Origin of the sequence: Enterococcus sp. C57 (assembly GCF_040887305.1) — a bacterium.
Lineage (GTDB): Bacteria > Bacillota > Bacilli > Lactobacillales > Enterococcaceae > Enterococcus_B > Enterococcus_B hirae.
Genome location: NZ_JBFOFP010000009.1, coordinates 109,018 through 131,385 on the forward strand (window position 1 = coordinate 109,018; position 22,368 = coordinate 131,385).

The 22,368-nt window shown below is 37.6% G+C and carries 20 protein-coding genes and 1 pseudogene; 3 read left to right on the forward strand and 18 right to left on the reverse strand.

Features of this window, described 5'->3' with window-relative positions; genetic code table 11:
• Nucleotides 1–45 precede the first annotated feature (45 nt).
• The 11 genes from AB5M32_RS11340 to AB5M32_RS11390 form a co-directional block, all read right to left on the reverse strand.
• Nucleotides 46–1,038, reverse strand: a complete 993-nt coding sequence (locus AB5M32_RS11340; RefSeq protein WP_010721005.1) for an aldo/keto reductase — start codon at nucleotides 1,036–1,038, stop codon at nucleotides 46–48.
• Between the two features lie 176 nt (nucleotides 1,039–1,214).
• Nucleotides 1,215–2,054 carry a GH25 family lysozyme gene (locus AB5M32_RS11345; protein ID WP_081128853.1) on the reverse strand — a complete coding sequence of 280 codons (840 nt, stop codon included), beginning with the start codon at nucleotides 2,052–2,054 and terminating at the stop codon, nucleotides 1,215–1,217.
• A gap of 168 nt (nucleotides 2,055–2,222) precedes the next feature.
• On the reverse strand, nucleotides 2,223–3,032 hold the full coding sequence (gene msrA, locus AB5M32_RS11350; RefSeq protein ID WP_178287099.1) for a peptide-methionine (S)-S-oxide reductase MsrA: 810 nt from the start codon (nucleotides 3,030–3,032) through the stop codon (nucleotides 2,223–2,225).
• A 195-nt stretch (nucleotides 3,033–3,227) separates the two neighbouring features.
• A complete protein-coding gene (gene truA, locus AB5M32_RS11355) occupies nucleotides 3,228–3,968 on the reverse strand; it encodes a tRNA pseudouridine(38-40) synthase TruA (protein ID WP_207414521.1) in 741 nt (246 codons plus the stop codon).
• A 132-nt stretch (nucleotides 3,969–4,100) separates the two neighbouring features.
• The gene (locus AB5M32_RS11360; protein WP_010721009.1) at nucleotides 4,101–4,736 is read right to left on the reverse strand and encodes a DUF998 domain-containing protein; all 636 of its coding nucleotides are present in this window, start codon (nucleotides 4,734–4,736) and stop codon (nucleotides 4,101–4,103) included.
• A 186-nt stretch (nucleotides 4,737–4,922) separates the two neighbouring features.
• On the reverse strand, nucleotides 4,923–6,371 hold the full coding sequence (locus AB5M32_RS11365; RefSeq protein WP_034867981.1) for a response regulator transcription factor: 1,449 nt from the start codon (nucleotides 6,369–6,371) through the stop codon (nucleotides 4,923–4,925).
• A 4-nt stretch (nucleotides 6,372–6,375) separates the two neighbouring features.
• On the reverse strand, nucleotides 6,376–8,103 hold the full coding sequence (locus AB5M32_RS11370; RefSeq protein ID WP_034700488.1) for a sensor histidine kinase: 1,728 nt from the start codon (nucleotides 8,101–8,103) through the stop codon (nucleotides 6,376–6,378).
• Nucleotides 8,096–8,710, reverse strand: a complete 615-nt coding sequence (locus tag AB5M32_RS11375) for a YesL family protein (protein ID WP_178287097.1) — start codon at nucleotides 8,708–8,710, stop codon at nucleotides 8,096–8,098. Before AB5M32_RS11375 ends, AB5M32_RS11370 begins: the two co-directional genes overlap by 8 nt.
• Before the next feature lie 223 nt (nucleotides 8,711–8,933).
• Complete coding sequence (locus AB5M32_RS11380) at nucleotides 8,934–10,388, reverse strand: ABC transporter substrate-binding protein (RefSeq protein WP_010721013.1); 1,455 nt, start codon at nucleotides 10,386–10,388, stop codon at nucleotides 8,934–8,936.
• A 37-nt stretch (nucleotides 10,389–10,425) separates the two neighbouring features.
• Entirely contained in the window at nucleotides 10,426–11,346 is a 921-nt protein-coding gene (locus tag AB5M32_RS11385; RefSeq protein ID WP_010721014.1) for a carbohydrate ABC transporter permease, read from the reverse strand.
• 13 nt (nucleotides 11,347–11,359) lie between these two features.
• On the reverse strand, nucleotides 11,360–12,307 hold the full coding sequence (locus AB5M32_RS11390) for a sugar ABC transporter permease (RefSeq protein ID WP_010721015.1): 948 nt from the start codon (nucleotides 12,305–12,307) through the stop codon (nucleotides 11,360–11,362).
• Between the two features lie 901 nt (nucleotides 12,308–13,208).
• Between AB5M32_RS11390 and AB5M32_RS11395 the strand changes: the two genes are divergently transcribed.
• Complete coding sequence (locus AB5M32_RS11395; protein ID WP_178287095.1) at nucleotides 13,209–13,877, forward strand: B3/4 domain-containing protein; 669 nt, start codon at nucleotides 13,209–13,211, stop codon at nucleotides 13,875–13,877.
• A 165-nt stretch (nucleotides 13,878–14,042) separates the two neighbouring features.
• On the opposite strand, the pseudogene AB5M32_RS11400 reads toward AB5M32_RS11395, so the two are convergent.
• From AB5M32_RS11400 to AB5M32_RS11415, 4 genes and pseudogenes are all read right to left on the reverse strand, one after another.
• Nucleotides 14,043–14,301: pseudogene (locus tag AB5M32_RS11400) on the reverse strand (Txe/YoeB family addiction module toxin).
• Nucleotides 14,294–14,563, reverse strand: coding sequence for a type II toxin-antitoxin system Phd/YefM family antitoxin (locus tag AB5M32_RS11405; RefSeq protein ID WP_178287093.1), 270 nt, complete (start codon nucleotides 14,561–14,563; stop codon nucleotides 14,294–14,296). The pseudogene AB5M32_RS11400 and the gene AB5M32_RS11405 overlap by 8 nt, the downstream one beginning before the upstream one ends.
• A gap of 363 nt (nucleotides 14,564–14,926) precedes the next feature.
• Nucleotides 14,927–15,652 carry a pseudouridine synthase gene (locus AB5M32_RS11410; protein ID WP_010721016.1) on the reverse strand — a complete coding sequence of 242 codons (726 nt, stop codon included), beginning with the start codon at nucleotides 15,650–15,652 and terminating at the stop codon, nucleotides 14,927–14,929.
• Between the two features lie 83 nt (nucleotides 15,653–15,735).
• Nucleotides 15,736–17,382, reverse strand: a complete 1,647-nt coding sequence (locus tag AB5M32_RS11415) for a polysaccharide biosynthesis protein (RefSeq protein WP_178287091.1) — start codon at nucleotides 17,380–17,382, stop codon at nucleotides 15,736–15,738.
• Between the two features lie 241 nt (nucleotides 17,383–17,623).
• Between AB5M32_RS11415 and AB5M32_RS11420 the strand changes: the two genes are divergently transcribed.
• On the forward strand, nucleotides 17,624–18,217 hold the full coding sequence (locus tag AB5M32_RS11420; RefSeq protein WP_010721018.1) for a YitT family protein: 594 nt from the start codon (nucleotides 17,624–17,626) through the stop codon (nucleotides 18,215–18,217).
• A gap of 277 nt (nucleotides 18,218–18,494) precedes the next feature.
• A complete protein-coding gene (locus AB5M32_RS11425) occupies nucleotides 18,495–19,997 on the forward strand; it encodes a UDP-N-acetylmuramoyl-L-alanyl-D-glutamate--L-lysine ligase (protein ID WP_178287089.1) in 1,503 nt (500 codons plus the stop codon).
• 157 nt (nucleotides 19,998–20,154) lie between these two features.
• Here the strand turns inward: AB5M32_RS11425 and celB are convergent, their stop codons facing one another.
• Genes celB through AB5M32_RS11440 form a run of 3 tightly spaced genes read right to left on the reverse strand, consistent with a single transcriptional unit; the run spans nucleotide 20,155 to nucleotide 22,357 of the window.
• The gene (gene celB / locus AB5M32_RS11430) at nucleotides 20,155–21,498 is read right to left on the reverse strand and encodes a PTS cellobiose transporter subunit IIC (protein WP_010721020.1); all 1,344 of its coding nucleotides are present in this window, start codon (nucleotides 21,496–21,498) and stop codon (nucleotides 20,155–20,157) included.
• The gene (locus AB5M32_RS11435; RefSeq protein ID WP_178287087.1) at nucleotides 21,498–22,016 is read right to left on the reverse strand and encodes a hypothetical protein; all 519 of its coding nucleotides are present in this window, start codon (nucleotides 22,014–22,016) and stop codon (nucleotides 21,498–21,500) included. Before AB5M32_RS11435 ends, celB begins: the two co-directional genes overlap by 1 nt.
• Nucleotides 22,017–22,030: 14 nt before the next feature.
• A complete protein-coding gene (locus AB5M32_RS11440) occupies nucleotides 22,031–22,357 on the reverse strand; it encodes a PTS cellobiose transporter subunit IIA (protein WP_010721022.1) in 327 nt (108 codons plus the stop codon).
• Nucleotides 22,358–22,368 lie beyond the last annotated feature (11 nt).

Sequence of the window (22,368 nt, forward strand, 5' to 3'; positions counted from 1 at the left end):
CTCCTTTACGTTATTTTTCTGAGAAAAAGGAAAAAACAGCTTTCGTTAGTGTCCTAAGATTTGTTCAATTTTCTGTTCTTCTTCAGGTGAGAAGGAAAGATTATCCATCATCCGAACACTTTCTTCTAATTGACTAAGTCGACTAGCGCCTACAAGCACACTGGTCACTGACTCTTGTCGTAGATTCCATGCTAAAGCCATTTGTGCTAATGTCTGTCCACGCAAATCAGCTAAATCCTGTAATTGCTTGATCTTACCCAATGTAGGTGTCACTTGATCTTCTGATAGAAAAGGAATTTCTTTGCGATGGGCTCGAGAATCTTCTGGAATCCCATGTAAATAGCGTTTAGTTAATAACCCTTGCGCTAAAGGACTAAAAGTAATAGCTCCCAGACCGGTCTCTTCTAAAACAGGTGCTAAATCTTCTTCTAATAACTCTCTTGAAAACATATTGTAACGCATTTGGTGGATAATAAATGGAGCGTTCATTTCACGTAAGATAGCAGACATTTTCTTCGTGTCTTCTCCGTTGTAGTTGGAGATCCCAATATACAGTGTTTTCCCTTGACGAACTAATTGCATAAGCGCTTCTGCCGTTTCTTCCAAAGGTGTATCTGGATCAGGACGATGATGATAGAAGATATCTACGTAATCTAACCCCATCCGTTTGAGGCTTTGATCACAACTAGCAATGATCGATTTACGGGAACCCCATTCCCCATAAGGTCCTTCCCACATGTGATAACCTGCTTTGGTTGAAATGATCATTTCATCACGATACGTTTGAAAATCTTCTTTAAAGATCCGACCAAAGTTTTTCTCTGCTGCTCCTGCTGGACCACCATAGTTATTGGCTAAATCAAAATGTGTGATCCCCATATCAAATGCGCCACGTAAAATTTCCCGTTGATTACTTATAGGATCATAATCACCAAAATTTTGCCATAATCCTAAAGACAGCAAAGGCAATCTCAACCCAGATTTTCCAGTTTTTCGATACGTCATTTTTTCATATCGCTGCTGATTTGCTACATACATATATTCTTCTCCTCCTAAACAAGTATACGCTTTCAAAAAATGTGACTCGTCACTTCTTTTTCCTAGTATGCGTACGTGTATTTCGTTTTTGATAACTATCGTTCTATGTGCATTATACGCTTATCGTTGGCGAATTACTAACAAAAATCCTCTTTAGCCTCAATCATCACCATGGATCATTTGGTAAATATCCCTAGGTAATCGGTGTTGATATCGAATTGTTTTTCGGTAAATTCTGGAAAGTATAAATCACTTGCCCATTGCCAAGCAGCTTTTTCTATATGTAAAAGTTCGTTTTCTGAAGGATTCTGAGGCCATTGTGCTACCCAGCAATTCTCTTTTCCTAAGACATCCAAGTCTAAAGTTCCATTCGTAAACCATGAAAGATTGGAATAATGAACCACCTGGGAAAAACCAGCTGCTTGAATGGCCTGACTAAACACTTGCGCATTTTCAGTCACTCTTGCTAGATTCATTTGAGGATTTTCACTATCGTTCACAACTACAGTAGAATAAGGTAAATTTAATTCTTTTAGATAGGCTAATAAATAGTAGGCTTCTTTTTCGGTGTCTTCTGCATAATTAAACCAAGCATAATGATAGACACTCACTTTCAACCCCGCCTGGATAGCATTCGCAACTTGTTCAGGGGCCAGTGGGTTCCTATAAGAATCCCCTTCTGTTAACTTAACTACTACACCTGTGATCCCATAGTTTTTCATTGTTTCATATGCTTCGACAGATAAATAACCATTATGTGAGGAAACATCAATAAAATCTTTTGGCGGTCTACTATTTTCAGAAGCAGAAATGCCTGACCCCGAATCCAACAAATTTACTCGATTATTACGTTGTTTTGCCACCACATTGTCTAGTAAATGCTGTTTGCTTTCAGTGATAATTGTTTGGGTGCTTTCTGATTTTTCATAAGTATGGACCACAAAAAATGTTGAAAATATTGAAAATACTGAAAATAAAAAAAGAACACTAAAAACCAATAAACGCCTTTTCTTCATCATAGGTACCTTCTTTCTTTTATTTGAGAGAGGTTTCTCAAATAAGTGTACCACTTAATCAACAGCGCTTACTTAAAAGTATTATTAGATTTTAATCGTTATTAAATCATCTAGCAATTTTAAGGGAATGACTGATTTTTACAGAACATCTTCCACTTACACGATTACTTATTCGTCTCCCCCAGACCATTTTTTCTTTGCCCGCTTAAAAAATAAAAATTGTTGATGAGACTTCTTGATCTTCTTATAACGTTTTTGTTGTTTTTTGTAAAATTGTTGATGATAATTTTCAGCAGGCCAAAAAGTTGTTGCTGGCTTGATCTGTGTGACGATTGGTTCCGCAAACTGATGCGAAGCGATCACTTGTTGCTTGGATTTTTCTGCTAGTATTTTTTGTTCTTCATTTTCTACAAAAATGATAGAGCGGTATTGATTCCCACGATCCTGAAACTGTCCAAAGGCATCTGTGGGATCGGTGACTTGCCAAAAAATCGCTAATAGTTCTTCATAGTTTATCATTCGCCGATCAAAAATAATCTCCACTGCTTCCACATGCCCAGTCGTGCCACTGCTAACTTGGTCATAGTTAGGATGTTCGACCTCCCCGCCAGTATATCCGGACAACACGGAAATAATCCCTTGCCGTGTTTCAAACGGTTCGACTAAGCACCAGAAACAGCCCCCGGCAAAGACGGCTTTTTCTTGATAGCGTTCATCGGTGATCTGGTGTTTCGCAAAGTCGTAAGACACTTGTCCCATCGGATCATGGGTGATCTTCAAATAAAAGTCCATCACGTCAGGCGTCAAATTCCCCCGAAGTGCTAGTGGTCGTAAAGAGACTTCAATCATTTCAAGGATTTCTTTTCTTTGTTTTCTTTCCCCTACTTGGTTTTTCGCTTGGATCAACAATGTCCGTTCCCATTCACGGGTATTAGGGTTTAAAATGAGATTGTATAATTCTGCTAGTTCTTGCTCCACCACTTTTCCCCTCACTTCTTGGTCAAATATGTAAATTCGTCCTGAATGTATCACGAAACTAGCGAAATTGCGAATAGACCGCTTAGAGGAGTCGTGGGAGAGAGTAGGCTACTCAAAAAAACTGAGACAGCCATTCTTTTGCCTGCTACAGGCAATCAAACGACTCTCTCAGTTTATTCTATTTGATATGAATGTTTATTGGTAATACACTTCGTCTAAAAATAAACCATGTGCCGGCACGGTTTCTCCTGCCTGTTGTCTTACTTTATTCTCAAAAATATCATCAATCGCCGAAACGGGTAACTTTCCTGTACCGATTTCCAAGAGTGTACCCATCAAGATCCGAACCATCTTATACAAAAAGCCATTGCCCACAAAGGTAAAGTGCAACATGCCGCCTTCTTGTTCGATTGAGAGCTCATGGATCGTACGAACTGTTGATTTTTTTGATTTTTTCAAGGCAGAAAAACCGATAAAATCATGACTTCCCATTAGTTTTTGACAAGCTTCATTCATTTTTTCCAGGTCTAGTTCTTGTGGAAAATAGAAACTATGATTTCGTTCAAAAACAGTTGGAATGGGATTATTCCACACATAATAGCTATATTTTTTCCCTGTCGCATTGTATCGAGCATGAAAGCGTTCAGGCATTTCTTCCACTTTTTTGATCACGATATCTCTTGGTAAATAGCGGTTGAGAAAAGTTAGCATTTCATTACGACTCATTTGAGAAGTCGTTTTAAAGTTTGCCACTTGTCCTCTGGCATGTGTCCCAGAATCCGTGCGCCCCGATCCAATGATCTCCATTTTTTCTCCAGTCATCTGTGAGATGATTGCTTCGATTTTGCCTTGGATCGTTTTATCGTCATCTCCCAGACGTTGCCAGCCTGAGTAACGTTTCCCATCATATTCGATCGTTAATTTGATATTTCTCATGTCTTTCATTAGACTCCCCTACGATATACATTTGCACATCACGATGTGCGGTCAAGGTTTAGTCTGACACATTTATCCTGTGGTTTCAATCAGTTTTACTAATTTCCAGCATTTAGTTAGGGCTACAGTCCGCTATGCCCTAATGTGTAAGATACTTAACCACACAATTGGTAAATAATTAAAGAAAAAACTGATCCGTTGACAAAAACCTAACTGATTCAAAACCGGCAATTGATTTAATCCGGGAATACGTGCTGCGCCATAAATTCCTGCAAAAACCAAACTGGCAACTAGTAAAATAAAAAACGATTGAGTTAATTGCGCATCGCCCATTTTGCGATACAATAAGAAAACAAATAAAGGGAACAAAATAAATCCACCATACCCAATCCCTGAACCAAGATTGTGGATCCAAGTCGAAAAATTCCAAGAAGTTTCGTTCGTGTCCACACTAAATAACCCGGTAAAAATACAATCTGTGACACCATATAGACCGATGGCAGCTGTCACTAATAGAGCAAGTGGTTTTGAAGTAGTAACAAAAGCTTGATATAACGCTGGCATTGCCAAAACATACAAGCAGCCAGATATGACCGACCAAATCAAAAATGCTTTTCGTACGGGACTACCAACATCCCCAAAAAGACTGATCACAGCAGTCATTTGATTAAGTTTGGGATAAAAAATCCCTAAAACATACGGCGTCAGAAAATCACTTACTACTCCTGACAATAAAAAATAAAATCCATATTTACGTAAAAAATCCATCCTGCATCCTCTTTTCACCAACCAGAAAAAAGAAAGTTTCATGCTCGCTTTCTTTCAACATTCTGAACATCATCTAGAAAAATTGTACCGAATTATACTAATTTAAACAAGCTTCAAGACATGCGGCACCTTGGATTTACTTGATGAGGGTAATGAGCACTTTCCTCTGAACCACAGTAGCTGATTTTATACGATCATTCCATTCTTTTCACGATATTCTTTTGGTGACTTGCCGACGATTTTTTTGAACAACTTTGAAAAATAGGTTGTGTTGTTGTAGCCGATCTCGCTAGAAATTTCATTGATATTTTGATTACTATGCAGCAGCAACCATTTCGCTTGTTCCATTCTGAGATGATTTAAATAAGTTGAAAAACTTTTTTTCGTTTCTTTTTTGAATAATTGCCCCAAATACATCACATTCAAATGCAGGCTTTCTGAAACTTCTTTCAAGGTTAAAGGTTCTCGGTAGTGTTCGTGTAAGATCGTCATCACTCGTTCGACATTCTCGCTATATCGGACTTGTTTTTGCTGTTCCTTGATCAAAGATAGTAAGAGTTGATGCAGTTCTTGGACTGTTTTTGCTTGATTGATCTGTTGAATCCCTTTTAAATATTCATCGTCTTCTAGCCGAATCAATTCCCGGTGGATATCCATAAACAACAAAAAACTAAAATGACGGATATCATCCGGTGTCATCACAGCAGTTTGGAATTGATCAAAAAATTGAGTGATCATTTGTTGGGCACTAGCCAATTGCCCGCTTTTCAACACACGATTAAACGAAGAAAAATCAATTGCCTGTTCTTTTGCTGCTTCTTGTTCGGCAAAAAAGATATGTTGGTCTTTTTCACCGTAGAATTGATGCAGTTGTAAATTATCTTTGGCATGTTGATAACTCTCAGGGATCTTATCAGGATCTGCTGTTTCATCTCCAATACTGATCAACCAGTTTTCTTCCATACTCTTCTCTTGAATGAAGCGGCAAAATGCAGAAACTGACGCTTCTTCCAGCAACAAAGTAAAGCGTTCCATGTCTCCAAAGTTTCGTTGATAATAAAAAAGTTCTTGGTGGTTTTTCAGCCACTGATTCACTGATTTCCCGACGGATCTAGACACTTGAGCGAGTAAAACTCTTCGTTGTTTCCCTCCGATTTTGTCTAAAATCTCTTCTTCACTCACTTCATCTAATTCTTCATTGAGCCACTGACTAAAAAGGACTTCTTGATAGATTTCTTGCTGGTTTTTCTGTTCAATTTGATGATCTAATTGCTGCTTCACTTTGGTTAAACTAGCAATCAGTTCGGTTTTATTAACTGGCTTCATCAAGTAATTGATGGCCCCTAATTGCATCCCACTTTTTAAATAATCAAATTCCTGATAACCAGAAAGAATCATAAATTCAAACGCATGATGTTCCTTTTGAGCCGCCTCGATAAATTCTAAACCATTCATTTCGGGCATCGTGACATCTGTTATAACTAAATCAATGGATTGATTTTCTAAAACAGACAATCCTTGCATCGCGTTTTCTGCCGTTGCGACTACCTGAAATCCCAAACTTGCCCAATCAACAATTTTTTGCAACCCTGCCAAGATCATATATTCATCGTCGACTAATAACACTCGGTACATGTTCCTACCCCTTTTCTTTAAATGTAATAGTGACAGACAATCCTCCTTCTTGATTGGTACTTAGCTTCATCTGATAACTATGTCCAAAACTAGCACGCAAACGTTCATTCACATTTTGCAATCCAATCGATTGATACAATTCGACTTTAGGATGCGCCAATCTTGATTCGATCTCTGCTAAGCGTTCCGGTGTGATCCCTTTGCCGTTATCCTTCACAATAATCTGGACTCGCTGCCCTTCACGAAACACTTTCACGCTTAAGGCATTATCAAAACGTGTAAAATCGACCCCATGTTTAAAATAATTTTCGATCAATGGTTGAATCACAAACTTCGGTACTTCGATACTTGCTAATGATGGATCAATGGAAAAATGATAGGCGATCCGGTTGGGGTAACGCATCTGATATAAATAGACATATTTTTCGCAAAAGTCCAGTTCTTCCTTTAAACTGATCGTCTTTTCTTGATTAGTATTGTTTCGCAACAAGGCCGAAAAAGCATACACCACATCTGCCAATTCTTCGCTGCCTTCACTTAATGCATACATCCGAATATACTCTAACGTGTTATAGAGAAAATGAGGATTGATTTGTGCTTGTAATGCACGCATGTGGGCATCTTGCTGTTTGATTTCCAATTTATAGATATCTTCAACATATTGGTTGATGCTATCCAACATCTCATTGATCCCTATAGAAAGGTCTTTTAATTCATATTCCGTTTGGGTCGTATCGATCCGCGTCTCCAAATTCCCTTTGGCCGTTTCATTCATTGCATCCATCACGAGATCTACTTGTTGCGAATAGCGCTTGAAGGTTTGGTATAAAAAGAATAACAGACTGACATCTAATAGAAATACACCGAAAATCAATGGTGCTAAATCTTGGATAACCGCTCGTCTAACCATCGAACGATCTAAAGTAGCCAATATCCGGTAATCATCGGGTAATTGTTGGTACTGGATGAAATTATTTTTTTCAAGGTTTATCAGTGGCAAAGTGGAATTTTCTTGAAGGCTGGTTGTAATCAATTGTTCTTGGGTTGCTAGTTTATCCTTTGTCATTCCTTGATCATGGAATGTGTATAAACGGTTGGTGGTACCAGAGATCATATACAATGATAAGCCGCTAAAGGTATTCAAACTCTTTAATGCCGCATCCAATTCCGCTTTTTCAAAACCGACGAACATGCTCCCGACTTCGCTTCCACCTTGCGTGATCGACATTTTGATATAAAACGCATCTGTCAATTTAGGCGTACCACTTTTAATCACCCCACCTTTATTTGCTCTAGAAGATTCCAGATACTCAGGCAATTGACTGAAAACAACATAGACGGAGCTGACTTCCTCATAGCTGACATAAATATCTCTCATTAGATAAGGAAAAGAGACAAAATCGGTCGTTTTTTGTTGTTGATCATAAGCGTACATCAAATATTCATTGATCGGTTTTGTCAGATAAGTAGTCGCATTCTCGATTTTATCAGAGTTCCCCAACAATTGGTCTTTAATGATTTTACTTAGTGTCGTTTTATCGTTCAGTGTACGACTGGTACTTTGTAACGCCTCACTTGTCGTTCGCTTGGCTTGCTCTTGCGTTTGTACCCACGTATGAACACTGATGATAGCAGTCGCCACCGTTGTTAATAAAATCAGGACGAGCGCATATTTTCGGAAAAGACGATTCAGAAGTGTTCCTTGTGAAAATAAAATACGCCATTTATTCATAGCTTTCTAACTGCATATCCAGTTTTTCCCGCCATTGTTTGGTTACCAGCCCATTCCAAACAGTCAATAAGCCAATCACACCAAAGAGAATCAATCCTTTATAATTCCAAGTTAGCCAAAAAATAATGCCTCCGCCAATCAACAATTTCAAAAAGGTCGAAAAACTGGAAAAGCCTGAAACAAAACTTAACTTAAGTAGGTTAGGAATCGAAATTTCGTATTCACTATCTAAAATCAAGCTATACTGATAAGTGGAGTAAATATAAAGTAAACTAAAAATCAGGATAAAATCAGTAATCAAAAAAAGAATGCCTTGAATTTGAACAGATAAGTATAAATTATAGCCAAGCAAAAATGTCCCCGCTAAAAATAAACCAAACAACACATTTCCACGGACAAATGTTTGTTTAAATGATTCCCACCCTCGTTTAAACGTAATCTCTTTATATTCAAAACCATAAAGATAAAACAATTCGTTGACTGTTTTATAAGCAGGTCCAATCCCTAATACGATGGCTCCCATCAGTGTATAGATCCAAAAATAAAAAGTTAATTTCATGACCACCCACACTCTGATAAATAATGTTTCTAGTGCTTTACCTAACATGCGATTCCCTCCATTAAAAACATTGTATTCCCTTTCATTATACAAGAGTAGTAAAAAAGTAAAAGAACCAGTTTGATAAAAAACCTAATGAACTTTTAGCTACTTGGTTGCTTTTCTTTCATTTCTTCGGACACTAATCAAAAAGCAGAACTCTCCAAAAATTCGACATGCAAATTTCGGAAAAAGTTCTGCTTCTTTCTAGAAACTGATTCAGTTCCTTGAATTATTTACTTTCCTTACGAAATGCATCATATTGTTTTTGCATTTCTGTTAATACTTTGTCATAACCTGCTCTGTTCAAAGCATCTTTTAGTTTTGGTAATGTTTCATCAGGATCAACTGTCCCAGTATTTAATCCATCTAGGTATTGATTCATGACATTTGAGATATTACTTAGTTCTGTTTTTACGCTATCTGTATTGAAACTAAAGCCTAAGATTGGAGAAGTTTTTGCTTCTTCGATTGATTTATCTCTTTCAGCGATCATTTCATCTGTGATCGTATCTTGTGTGTATAAGATTTCATTGTTACCGGTATTCCAAGCAGACATGTGCATGTTTGGTTGGTACCCATCTAATAATTTGATCTTGTCATCGCCATCTTTTTTCCATGCTTCGCCTTCGATACCCCAAACTAAACCATTCAATAATTCTGGATCGCTATTTAATAAACCTAAAAATTCAACTGATTTTTCTTTGTTTTTAGAGGTATTTGATACGACAAAGTTGGCCATTTGTGCTTGTCCAGTTGATTTCAATGGAACAGTGATTGCTTTTGAAACCAATTCTTGTTTCGCTGCATTAGTCAAGATCGTATCGCCATAATCGTATGGTCCTTGCGTTTCGCCACGCATTAACCAAGTATTCCCTTCAAGTGGGTAATCTTTATTACTAGTAGCAGCATCGCTAGGAATCAATCCTTGTTTATACCAGCTGTGCATCGTACGTAATAATTCGATAAACGTTTTGTTGTCGTATTGATTGATGATCTTAGTGTCATCGCCATTCAAATCAACCGCAAATGGTAATGTATTCCCTAATGGATAATCGAAATCTCCTTGGACCTTAAATCCTTGTCCAATCGCAAAAGCAGCTGTATTTGGATCTTTTTTATGGAATTCTTGTAACACTTTTTCCGCATCCTGATAAGATTCGATCCCATCAATCGATAAATTGTATTTGTCTAATAACGGCTTGTTGAAAGTCAACACTTGTTGGGCAAACACGTTGCCATTTACTGGAAAGGCATACAATTTTCCGTTAACTAAATTCCCTTTGATATACGCTTCATCTAAAGAATCATACGCTTCTTTCGCATATTTTGGTGCTAATTCTGTCAAATCAGTAAATGCACCCTTTTGCGCATTTGATACATAGTTGTTGGCAAAGGCAATATCGTAGTTTTCACCAGAAGAGATAATGACATTCATTTTCTTCTCGTAATCGCCCCAACCGATGTAGTTGATATTGACTTTGACTCCGATTTTATCTTCGATCCGTTTATTTGCAATGTCCATCAACTGATCGAAATTCTCTGGTTTATCACCGATTTGATACATTTGAAGGGTTGTTGAATCACTTGCTTCAGCTTTTTCTTTTGTCCCCGATCCGCAGGCTGCCAATGTTCCAACCATCATTGCAGAAACGCCAGTAAAGGCTAATTTCTTCCATAACTTCATTTTTCTTCCTCCTAAATTGTTTTATATTTTTATTGCATTACTCTTTTACTCCACCAATCGTTAATCCTTTAACAAAATGTTTCTGGAAGAATGGGTAGCTGATCGCAATCGGCAAAGTAGAAATCACGACGATCGCCATTCGAGCTGATTCTCCCGGAACAGAAGCAAGTCCGCCTGTCAATTGACTGCCCGCTCCTGAATTTTGTGTCAAATATTGAATATTGCTTTGGATCTTCATCAATAAATATTGCAAAGGAACCAGTTTATCATCTTGAATATAAAGCAACGCATTAAACCAATCATTCCAATACCCTAAGGCGGCAAACAAACTGATCGTTGCAATCCCTGGAATTGCCAGCGGTAAAACGATTTGCACAAAGATTCGCAGCTCACTAGCCCCATCAATTCTTGCAGATTCAATGATCGAATCTGAAACCGAGCGTTTGAAGAACGTTCGCATCACGATGATATTGAACGGACTAACCGCCATTGGCAAAATCAATGCCCAGATCGTATCTTTTAACTGCAAGAGATTTGTCATTACTAAATAGTTCGCAACCATCCCTGGTGAGAACAACATCGTGATCAAACAAAATACGGTAAAGAAGCGCCGAAATGGGAAGTTTGATCGTGAAATCGCATAAGCATATAAAGAAGTCGCCGTACTATTGATCAAAGTCCCTAGAACAGTGACAAGGATCGTCACAAATAAAGCTTGGAAAATCTTGTCTTGCATTTGACCGAATAAGTAAGTATACCCAAATGTACTAAATTCTTTTGGCCAAAAACTGTAGCCATATTGTGTCAAAGCGGATTCTTTCGTAAAAGAAATCGCAATCACGAATAGAAACGGTAAGATGCAAGAAAGAGCAAACAATGCGATCAACAAGTTAGAGAAAAAATTGGTTGTTTTGTTAAATGAACGAATCTGTACTCGTTCGACTTTCTTTTTTTTCATTTCTTTCTCCTCCCTAGAACAATGCTGATTCGCTGTCGAAACGACGAGCAATCGTATTTGTGATCATCAATAGAACAAACCCGACAACGGATTGATACAATCCCGCTGCAGCTGTCATTCCAAAGTCACCAGTAGAGGTCAAGCCATTATAAATGTAAGTATCCAATACTTGTGTGACATCATAAAGTGCCCCGGAATTTCTCGGGATATTGTAGAATAAACCAAAGTCTGCTCGGAAAATATTCCCGACAGCTAGAATCGTTAAGATCGTCATCAACGGAATCAATTGTGGAATCGTCACATGTTTGATTTGTTGCCATTTGCTGGCACCATCCACCATCGCTGCTTCATAATAAGTAGGATCGATCCCCATAACAGAAGCAAAATAAATGATACTGTTATAGCCAATCCCTTTCCACGTGCCGATAAAGACAAGAATAAACGGCCAATACTTCGGTTCGTTATACCAGTTGATCGCTTCTCCACCATGCCCAGTGATCCACTGATTAAAGATTCCTTTGTCAGGACTCAAGAAGGCATAAACAAAATACCCAATGATGACCCATGATAGAAAGTAAGGAAGTAACGACATTGTTTGGTAAACTTTTACCAGTCGTTTATTCCGTAATTCACTCATAATGATGGCAAAAACAACGGAAATCAATAAATTCAAAAGAATAAAAGTAACATTATATAAAATGGTGTTTTTAGTGATCAAGAAAGCTTGATCAGAAGTAAATAAGAAGCGGAAATTTTCCCAACCAACCCAAGGGCTTTCTCTTAAACTAGCTAAAAACCCGTCAGCAGAAATATGGAAGTTTTTAAATGCTACTACGTTTGCTAATACTGGGATATAAAAGAAAAAAATCATCCATAGCATCCCCGGCACAGCCATCAGTACTAAAGCTTTGTAGCGCCATAGATTAGCAAAAAAATGATTTAACCCCTTTCTTTTTTTCATCGTAAAACTCCTTTCGTGTCATTCACAAGCCAATTATAGCGCTTACAACAAAAGGAATAAATAAACAAATTATAGATAAAATGATACAAAATATAGATAACAAAATTAGGCAGAGGTTCAATTTTAGCGATTAATTTTTTCAAAAAAATCGTTGGCTAATGGCAGTAATTTCTAAATAAACACGGATGAAATGAGCATAAAAAAGGGTGTTAGGTATAGATAAAGAAGTCGAACATGCAGAAAAATCAGCCGCTCATTAAAAGGATAGTTTGTACAACTATATGACTACATCAATCATTCTTTCCTTTTTCAATTGGTATAACTTCTCTCTGAGAGTGAACATCGATTTTCTTCTTCCACAACATATTTTTATCAGTTAGAATCTCCCGTAAGAGACAAATAATAAAAGCGAGCGTATAATTTATATATGACAGATACAAATATAAAAATAAAAAACTAGTATGTCGTTTAGTATCCTCCATTCGTTACAAATTATTTATATCCTCCTCTATTTTTTCAAACTTAATTTTTTATATTTATGATCAGCTATGCTCGTAAAGAATGCTTTATAGAAAGGAACTCTGCCTAATATAATCTATCTACCATTAATAAATGTGATGCTCCAGTAATTCGTTAGTTGGCGAATTTACAACTAAATATCAAAAAATGATTGAACTAATTATGCTTAGTTTAGCAGCAAGTATTTGAGGTGGTAAGCATGTTGTACACTTTAGTTAGTGCTAGTAATTCTGGTTTATTTTTCTTATCACAACCAATTATAGAAATCTTTTTAAATTTATTAGGGGAATTTTTGCTTGGTACACTACTTATTTTTGGAAATAGCTGGTTAACGCTTCGCTATGATAGTTAGTTGTACTAGACAGGAAAGAGGTTAAATAAAATGATGTTTAAAATCACCGACAATATACCTAAAGAAATTAAACTATATGTTACAGAAATTGAATTTACAAATACTACTTTAAATCAAAAGCTATGGACAGAAAAAATCAATCCATTAATTAAACAAATCAGAGATCAAGATACTTTAGAAACCATTCGTGAGGATTCCAATATAATTGCTACAAAAAAATTATATAAAACGTTAGGAAAAGATCCTGCTCGTTTCCGTCCTTCATCTGATAGTTTATGGCGTCGAGCTGTAAAAGGAAATGATCTTTATCAAGTCAATACTTTAGTAGATTTAAATAACTACTTATCCTTGAAGTATCATTTGCCTTTTGGCAGTTATGATTTAAAACATATCCAAGAGCCAATCATTTTATCTAAAGGTGTAGAGAATGAAGAATACGCTGGTATTGGAAAAAAAATGATCAATCTAGAAAACCTTTTGCTATTAAGTGATACAAAAGGCGCTTTTGGTAGTCCGACCTCAGACTCGACTCGTGCTATGATTAGCGAGCAAACCACTCATGCAATAGTTGTCGCTTATCTATTTGATACTGATCCAAAAATCATTGAAGAAATGCAGAGAGAGAACCAGCAAACAATCTTAGCATACTTAAAAAATGCTACTATCATACAACAAATGCTAGTTGATCATAATCACTGATCCTAACATTGATGTTTTCATGACGTTATCCACAGCGCTCAAGAAGCAACTCCTCAACAATAAGCGATGATTTTCTAAAATAGGAGAAGCTATTTTAGAAAATCATCGCTTATTCACTCAGAGCTGATCGCTTCTTTCATGACCTCTTTACATACTTTCAATTTACTAATAGTAATCTTTTGCAGAATAAATAAATATCGTCTCATTTTCAACTCTATATATTCAATCTATGTTCATCGGTAATTCTTCTTGACCATTTTCCAGATAGATCATGCTTTAATGGTTCGGGCTTTCCTAATCCAGCAAAGGGAGAACGATCGAGATCTTTTATTAACTTGTTAATTTTTTTTATGTTGCTTTTATTTCCTTGTTCATGCCAATAAAGATAATCATCCCAAGCATCACCAGACCAAGCCTTAATCATTAGATCCAACCTCGATTAAGTCATGTGTCTTAAATGCACCTTTAGAAAATTGCTCATCACCTCGACGAATTTTTTCCATAACGTAATTATTAGAAAGTGTTCTCAACGTTTCTTGCATAGAATCATAATCTCTTTTCGATAATACAACAATAGTATCTTCTACATCTTTACTTGTTACAATAAGCGTTTCGGCATCTTCATTCACTTGTTTCATATAACTACGTAAGTTTCGACGGAAATTTGAATAAGCTACTGCTTCCATTCCCTTCACTTCTTTTTTATTTCTACAAAAATATTGTACGTTATATTGTACACTAATCAAATAATTAAAGTAAAAACAAGCGCTATTTCTTGACTTCAAAGCTAGTATTAACCTGATCTCTCTATAAATAACGATTCTATACTTTTTTATGTTGGTGAAATTCGCCAACATCTTTTTTAGGATTCAAAAAATAGAAAAGACACCCTGAACTCCTTTAGAATGAATTGGGCGAACCAATTCATCGAAGGATTCAAGATGTCTTTTACTTAGCTTATCAAAGATACCCTAACTATCATTTTATCATTTGACAATGAGCCTAAAAAAAACTAGCTGGCTTTTGTTTCTTCATTGTATTTCGTTCGATTACATTTCCTTTCCCTCTAACTGCTTGACTTCTTCAGCTGTCATTGGTCGGTATTCGCCGAGCGCTAAGTCTTCTGGGAGCAGGAAGTTCCCCATTCGGATTCTTTTAAGATAAGTGACTTCTTTTCCTACGGCTTTGACCATCCGTTTGACTTGATGGAATTTTCCTTCATGCAGGATCAAGCGAATCACCGATGTTTCATCTTCCGAATTGACTGAAACAATCGATAACTGAGCAGGTCTGGTTTCTTCGCCACCATCAATCGTCAATCCTTGACTAAATGCCTGTACATCGGCTTCGGTCATGATACCGTTAACTTCAGCGAAGTACTCTTTTTCGACGTGTTTTTTTGGGGAAAGTAAACGGTGCGCCAAGCCGCCATCATTTGTCACAACCAATAAACCTTCTGTATCTTTATCTAAACGCCCGACAGGAAAAAGATCTTCCCGATAAGAAGTATCATCGAATAGATCAAGCACTGTTTGATCGTAGTTGTCTTGAGTGGCTGAAATTACTCCAGCTGGTTTATTGAGGATATAATAAAAATCTTTTTGGTAAATGAACTGTTCGCCTTCATAAGTCACTTGATCCTTCCATTCATCTACTTGGAATTTGTCACTTTTAATGGTTTGATCGTTCACTTTGATGTGCCCTTTTTTAATCAGTGCCTTGACTTCTTTGCGACTGCCTAATCCGACATCCGCTAAAAATTTGTCTAATCGCATGCTTTTCCTCCATTTGATTGAAAAAAGAAGTTAAGGGATAATAGGGAACATTATTCCTAACTTCTTTTTTCAAATTTTATTTACTACTTGATCCTTAACCGATGGCGTAATCGAACCATACTTGGCCCTAAAAGACGTTCTGCTAATCGAATTTTTAACGCTAAGTATGCGTACACCGTACCGCCAACACCAGCTACAAATAAAATCAAGAACAATGACTGAATTTTACTATCTTGATTGAGGAATAAACCGAAAACAGACTTCGTGACCCCAGCTGCTGCCAGCATGATCAGTGTCAAAATAAAAATCAATAGTGTTCTCCGCCAAACAAAACTTGGTTTGAAACGTGCAACTTGGCGCATCTTTTTTAAAATCAACGTGCAAGAAACAGCAAAACCGATCATCGTCGCAAATAGTGGACCATAGACTTCAAACAGACGAATCGCTGGATATTGCAAGATCACCTTCACGACAAAACCGATTGCAAGATAACGGATCGCTGCGGCATTTTCAAACATCCCTTGAAGCATATTGGAAACTAACATATATAGACCAAGGAACAGCCCCACAAAACTGGCTTGGATCAACACGTGACTTCCTAGTTTATCAGGTGCATAAAACAACGTATTTAAAGGATAGGCTAGCAGGATTACGCCAAAGGTAGCAGGAAACATAAAGAACGAAAACAATTGTAAATTACCACTCGTCAGTTTCGCTAAACCACGATGATCTTTGATCGTCACCGCTTCGGTGATCAACGGCAATCCAGTAGAAGCGATGGAAGTAGCAAGCGCAATCACGACCATCGTCAATTTATCTGGGTTTGCACTGAAAATTGAAAACAAATCCAATAACTGATCTTTGGAATATTCCGTCGTTGCTGACATGATTTTAATAAAGGTGAACTGATCCACCAATTTAAAGATCGTCACTCCTGACCCAACAATAATAAACGGAATCGCTTCTTTGATCGTATCTAGTAACAATTCTTTTGTCGCTACGTTGACTTGGTTATGACTATACTGGACACGTGCCGCTGAATACGCCTGTTGTTTTTTCAAAAAATACAGCAAAACCAAAATACTTGCTAACATTCCGATAAATGCAGCAAAAGTCGACTGAGTAACTGCTGTGACATAATCGCCTTTCATGACTTTCATAATAATAAAGGTCGCAAGCAACATGTAAAAGATCCGTGCGACTTGTTCCACGATTTGGGAAAGTGCATACGGCATCATTTCTTGGTTTCCTTGGAAATACCCTCGTATAACACTCATACAAGGAAAAACAAGTACCGCGATACTGAGTGATCGCATCGTTGGAATCAATTCTGCTCCGCCACCAGAAGCATGTGAGAGCCAAGGCGAAGCCACATACATAAATAATGAAAATAAGAGTCCTAGTACACCCATCATCTGTAATGCTCGAATAAATAAACGCCGAGAAGTCCCATATTCATTTAATGAATTGTAGCGAGCGGTTTGCTTGGCGATCGCCGCCGGAATCCCAGCTGTCGAAATCAATAGGAACAAAGCATAAATATTGTAGCCCATATTGAATAATCCATTAGCAGCTTTCGCATTCTCCCCCATCCAAGCGTACCAAGGGATAATGTAGATAGCCCCGAGTAACCGGGATATGATATTACTAGCTGTCATCCAAGCAGAGCCACGAGCCATTTTTTCTTGAGGTGTTAAATTTTCCATTGCTGGTTTTCGTTGATTAGTCATCGATCAGATTCCAACTTTCTTCAAAACATTACTAACAGTTTAATAGTAAAAAGGAAAACTGGCAATCTTTTTTGTGTGATTTTTCTGTAAATTCAACATTTTTAAGATAACGTTTTCTTTCTAGCTATCATAAAGTTTCTCCTCAATAATGTTCGTTATTATTTAACATTTATAATTACTAACGAGTTGTTTTTTTCTTATGCTATACTAGTTCTATAATTAGCGAACGGAGGATGCGCTTATGCTGAAAGAATTGAAAAAAACACCGATCATTTTACTAGGTGTCGTTTTTATTGCCATTGGTTTGAATTGGTTTTTACTGCCACATGACATTGCTTCAGCAGGAGTCGGAGCGATCGGACATTTAGTTGAGACCGCCTTTTTGATTCCACGATCCATCACGGTTTGGTCAGTGAATGTCATCATGCTACTATTAGCTATACTCTTATTAGGAAAAATGATCTTCATTAAAGCAGTATTTGGTAGTTTGCTCTTTCCACTTGTGTTAGATGTGATTCCTAAAACACCGATTTTTTATTCTCATCTTCTTTCGTTGATCATGGGAAGTCTACTTTTTAGTACGGGTGTCTATACGCTTTATACAGTTGGTGCATCAAACGGTGGCGTGACAATCCCACCAATCATCCTCCAAAAGTTCTTTCGTATCCCGGTTTCTAAAGGATTACTCTTAACAAATCTGGTCATTGTTTGGTTGAATTATCTTGTGTTTGGATTACGGGAAACCCTCTATGTCTTATTTTCTATCGTTTTAAGTTCACTATTCTTAAAGCTATTGGGACGGATCTATCCGATCACAAATGATCTAGAGGCGTGATGCTCTCACTGTTGATTCAAGGATTACGTGCAAAAAATCAAGAACTGTTCTGTTGGAACAATGTGTTATGGGTTCGTTTCGGATAGGTCAGTAATGCTAGGCAAGTAACAAGCAATTTTTATATAAAAAAGAGAAAAAGCTCAACACGTTCGGTCGTTTTGAGTTTTTTTCTCTTTCCTATTCTCTTTTTAGATAGCTGATTCCCTTTTTAGCAACTCTTTTGAAGTATGCTATAATAAATCAGAACCCAATGAATAATAAAGTGAGGGATGATTCAATGCGCTTCTCTTTAGAAGATATCCGTAAATTATTGATCAAAGAAAATTTATTAAAAGAATTTGTTTCTGTTCAAGGTTGGCATTTAGATGCTCCTGAGCAATTTGTATTCAAAAAGTTAAGTTATGACTCACGCCAAGTAGATCATGAAACGTTGTTTTTTTGTAAAGGTCTGAATTTCAAAGAAGAATATTTAACAAGTGCGATCTCGAATGGTTTGAGCTACTACGTTGCTGAACAGCCTTACGAAAATACAGCAACTGGTATCATCGTGACTGATATTCGCAAAGCGATGGCGATCCTTTCCATGGCTTTTTATCAGTATCCCCAAAATCAATTGCAAGTGATCGGCTACACTGGAACTAAGGGAAAAACAACGGCAGCTTATTTTACCAAAGCCGTTTTAGATCATGCGACAAACAATAAAACAGCGTTGCTTTCAACGATGAACACGACTCTAGACGGGCAAACTTTTTTTAAATCCCATCTAACAACACCTGAATCGTTAGACTTGTATCGCATGATGGCGGAAGCGGTAAAAAATGGCATGACACATTTAGTGATGGAAGTATCCTCACAAGCTTACAAAACGCAACGGGTATATGGTTTAACGCTAGATGTAGGAATCTTCCTGAACATCTCTCCTGATCATATCAGCCCCATTGAACATCCAACTTTTGATGATTATTTCTATTGCAAACGTCAATTGATTTTAAATTCTAAAACTGTGATTTTAGATCATGAAAGTGATCATTTCGATCTTTTACAGGAAACGGCTGAGTTAGCAAACGTCCCTTACATCACTTATGGACGTTCTGCCGAATCTGATTATGAAGTAAAAAGTTTAACTTCAGGGAACCATGCCTTTCACTTGATCAAACACAACGGAAAACTTGATATCGAAGCAGACTATGAGATCCAATTAGCCGGTGATTTCAACCAAGAAAATGCAGCAAGTGCTATCATTGCGGCTGCGTTGACTGGCGCCTCCATTGAGGATGCCCAAAAAGGACTCAAAGCAGCACGTGTGCCTGGACGGATGGATCAGTTGATCCAAAAAAATGGCAGTCATGTTTATGTCGATTATGCACATAATTATCTCAGTTTAAAAACATTATTAGAATTTGCCAAAAAAGAACATCCGAAGGGTCGGGTCATCGTTGTTCTAGGTAGCCCCGGCAACAAAGCAGTTTCTCGCCGTCAGGATTTCGGAAAAGTATTATCAGAAACAGCTGACGTCGTCTTTTTAACAGCGGATGATCCAGCGTTTGAAGATCCACAAAAAATCGCTGAAGAAATCAATGCAGCTATCACTAATGCTGAGCTTGAAGTTCACTATGAAATGGATCGTCCAGAAGCGATCAGACAAGCATTAGCGATCAGCAATCCTGAAGATTCCGTTGTAGTCGCTGGAAAAGGAGTCGATCCTTATCAAAAAATCAATGGGATAGATGTTCCTTATAAAGGCGATTATGAAGTCGTCAAAGAACTGATTGAAGATTGAGTATTTCAATGAATACCACTTGTTTACAATAAAAAAAAACGAGATGCGAAACGTATTGAAGCGACCACCAAAAATCTAATTTTTGGTGGTCGCTTCACATTTATCGTAGTTTTCTATCTTTGTTTCTATTGAGTTAATTGAAGCAAATCACATGGCTTTATTCCGCAGCTAATTCGGCTGCTTTTTCTCTTTCTTCAGTCAACAGTTTATTGTCATAGTATTTGATGAATGGTAACCAAATGAAGAACGCTAAAATTGCACATAATACTGCTAAAACAGCCGCCTTCCAGTCTCCCCCACTACCGACAAATGCGCCCACACCAACTGGCGAAGGCCAAGGCATTTGCGCCAGCATTGGCTTAACGATCTCGAAGCGAATGGCAAAATAAGCTAGTGAAGCCGATGCCATCGGTGCTAGGAAAAATGGAACAGCCAGATACGGATTATAAACAATTGGCATCCCAAAAATAATTGGCTCATTGATATTAAAGATACCTGGAACTAGTGAAGCTTTCCCTAGTACTTTTAATTGATCGGATTTAGCCAAAAAGGCAATGAAGAAGATCAATCCTAATGTGGCCCCTGATCCTCCTACTGTTACATAGGAATTATTAAATTCGCCAGCAAGCGGGAAATTCGCTCCCTGTGCATTTGCTGCCATGTTCGCTAATACGATTGGGGTCAAGAAAGAAGTAATGATATTGGCGCCGTGGATACCCACGATCCATAGTGCATGGATCAAGAAATAGATCACCATGATCCCTAACCATGTGTTCGTTAATTGAGTAACAAACCCGAATGGGATCGCAATCATTTTGAAGATATCTGTTCCTAATACAACCAACAGACCATTAACAAGCATCACGACGAAGCCAATCACAAATGTAGGGATCAAAGCTGTAAAGGAACGAGAAACACCTGGAGGTACTACATCAGGCATCTTGATGACCCAATTCCGTTTGACACAGATGCAATATAATTCAACAGCTATATATGACATGATGATTGCTGTAAAGATACCGGAAGTGCCTAGCCGCTCGACAAATGAGCCCATCCGAATCCCGTTCACGACAGTTTCCGTATCTGAGATACTAGCGATCAAGCTTACTTTCCCATCGGACAACACTAATTCCGGAATACACATGAAGAAAGCAAATACCGCAAGCAGCGAACCAGTTAAAGGATTGACATTCAACCCTTGTTCATCTCGTTCGATTGAAGTCAGTTCATAAGCAAAAACAATAGCAAAATAAATGGATAAAATCCCCATGGTCATCGTGTTGATGATCATGTACAAATCACTGACTTTAAAAAATGTAGCGTTGAAAAACCCTTCAAGAAATGGAAATGGTAAAGGTAAGATATTCAAAACCAAAAACATCGACCCGACAATCGTAAATGGAATCGAAGCCATCCCTGCTGCCATTACCGCCCGAACGATTTTCATTTGTGCAATTTTTCCCATCGGTCCCATCAAATACTTTTCCAAAAATTTAAACATTAGTTACTCCCCTTCCCTAATTGTGAACTCTTTTCATATTGTTTAACACGTTGATATTGACGGTCTTGATTACGTTCAATTTTTTCTAAGCGGAACCAGCAAAAGCTACAAATAAAGATACCGCTTACAAATAATGCGAGTAAAAATAGCTTGGTGCTATGTTCATTAGCCATAAATGGAAAAAATGAGCGATACCATGGGGTAAGTAGTAAGCCACTGATTCCTACGTTCATCATTCCTTGAATCTTAAAATAATTGCTCGTCCAAGGTGCTCGGTTCGTGTGCGTACGATAAAGTATGACTTGTTCACCGATAGCAGGAACGATCAAACCCAGCAAGCTAAGCGGCAGTAGCCAGGCACTGCTTCTTGCGATTAATAGTAGTACTAGCCAATTAAGATTGATGAAAAAGAAAAAGGCTGTCAAATAACGAATCACAAGATAACGATTGAAGTACATGATTTTCAAACTAAATTGTTTCTTTTCTAAAGCTAATTGTTGCTTCTTAGTTTCATCCACCTTAATCTCCTCTTTCAAGCTTTTTGTTGATACAAATAACTCATTTCATTTGCGACTTCTAAAAGGGTCATTGTTGTCATTAAATGATCTTGGGCATGGACCATGATGATCTCCATCTCGATTTTTTGCCCACTTGCATATTCTTTTAGCAAGTTTGTCTGGGCTTTATGCGCTTCTAAAATAGCTTCATTTGCTTTATCTAATTGTTGACTCGCTTCCGCTTTTTCTCCTTGCCGTAGAAGTTTGAAGGCTTCATGAATCAATGTTCGGGCATTTCCACTATGCAAAATAATATCAAAAGCGATGACTTGTAATTCTTCACTCGTCATATTTCCAGTCACACGTATTCCTC

What these genes read in the sequence shown, in the direction of transcription:
- AB5M32_RS11340 (WP_010721005.1), bottom strand. Translation starts at nt 1,038, where the DNA reads ATGTATGTAGCAAATCAGCAGCGATATGAAAAAATGACGTATCGAAAA.
- AB5M32_RS11345 (WP_081128853.1), bottom strand. Translation starts at nt 2,054, where the DNA reads ATGAAGAAAAGGCGTTTATTGGTTTTTAGTGTTCTTTTTTTATTTTCA.
- truA (WP_207414521.1), bottom strand. Translation starts at nt 3,968, where the DNA reads ATGAGAAATATCAAATTAACGATCGAATATGATGGGAAACGTTACTCA.
- AB5M32_RS11360 (WP_010721009.1), bottom strand. Translation starts at nt 4,736, where the DNA reads ATGGATTTTTTACGTAAATATGGATTTTATTTTTTATTGTCAGGAGTA.
- AB5M32_RS11365 (WP_034867981.1), bottom strand. Translation starts at nt 6,371, where the DNA reads ATGTACCGAGTGTTATTAGTCGACGATGAATATATGATCTTGGCAGGG.
- AB5M32_RS11370 (WP_034700488.1), bottom strand. Translation starts at nt 8,103, where the DNA reads ATGAATAAATGGCGTATTTTATTTTCACAAGGAACACTTCTGAATCGT.
- AB5M32_RS11375 (WP_178287097.1), bottom strand. Translation starts at nt 8,710, where the DNA reads ATGTTAGGTAAAGCACTAGAAACATTATTTATCAGAGTGTGGGTGGTC.
- AB5M32_RS11380 (WP_010721013.1), bottom strand. Translation starts at nt 10,388, where the DNA reads ATGAAGTTATGGAAGAAATTAGCCTTTACTGGCGTTTCTGCAATGATG.
- AB5M32_RS11385 (WP_010721014.1), bottom strand. Translation starts at nt 11,346, where the DNA reads ATGAAAAAAAAGAAAGTCGAACGAGTACAGATTCGTTCATTTAACAAA.
- AB5M32_RS11390 (WP_010721015.1), bottom strand. Translation starts at nt 12,307, where the DNA reads ATGAAAAAAAGAAAGGGGTTAAATCATTTTTTTGCTAATCTATGGCGC.
- AB5M32_RS11395 (WP_178287095.1), top strand. Translation starts at nt 13,209, where the DNA reads ATGATGTTTAAAATCACCGACAATATACCTAAAGAAATTAAACTATAT.
- AB5M32_RS11405 (WP_178287093.1), bottom strand. Translation starts at nt 14,563, where the DNA reads ATGGAAGCAGTAGCTTATTCAAATTTCCGTCGAAACTTACGTAGTTAT.
- AB5M32_RS11410 (WP_010721016.1), bottom strand. Translation starts at nt 15,652, where the DNA reads ATGCGATTAGACAAATTTTTAGCGGATGTCGGATTAGGCAGTCGCAAA.
- AB5M32_RS11415 (WP_178287091.1), bottom strand. Translation starts at nt 17,382, where the DNA reads ATGACTAATCAACGAAAACCAGCAATGGAAAATTTAACACCTCAAGAA.
- AB5M32_RS11420 (WP_010721018.1), top strand. Translation starts at nt 17,624, where the DNA reads ATGCTGAAAGAATTGAAAAAAACACCGATCATTTTACTAGGTGTCGTT.
- AB5M32_RS11425 (WP_178287089.1), top strand. Translation starts at nt 18,495, where the DNA reads ATGCGCTTCTCTTTAGAAGATATCCGTAAATTATTGATCAAAGAAAAT.
- celB (WP_010721020.1), bottom strand. Translation starts at nt 21,498, where the DNA reads ATGTTTAAATTTTTGGAAAAGTATTTGATGGGACCGATGGGAAAAATT.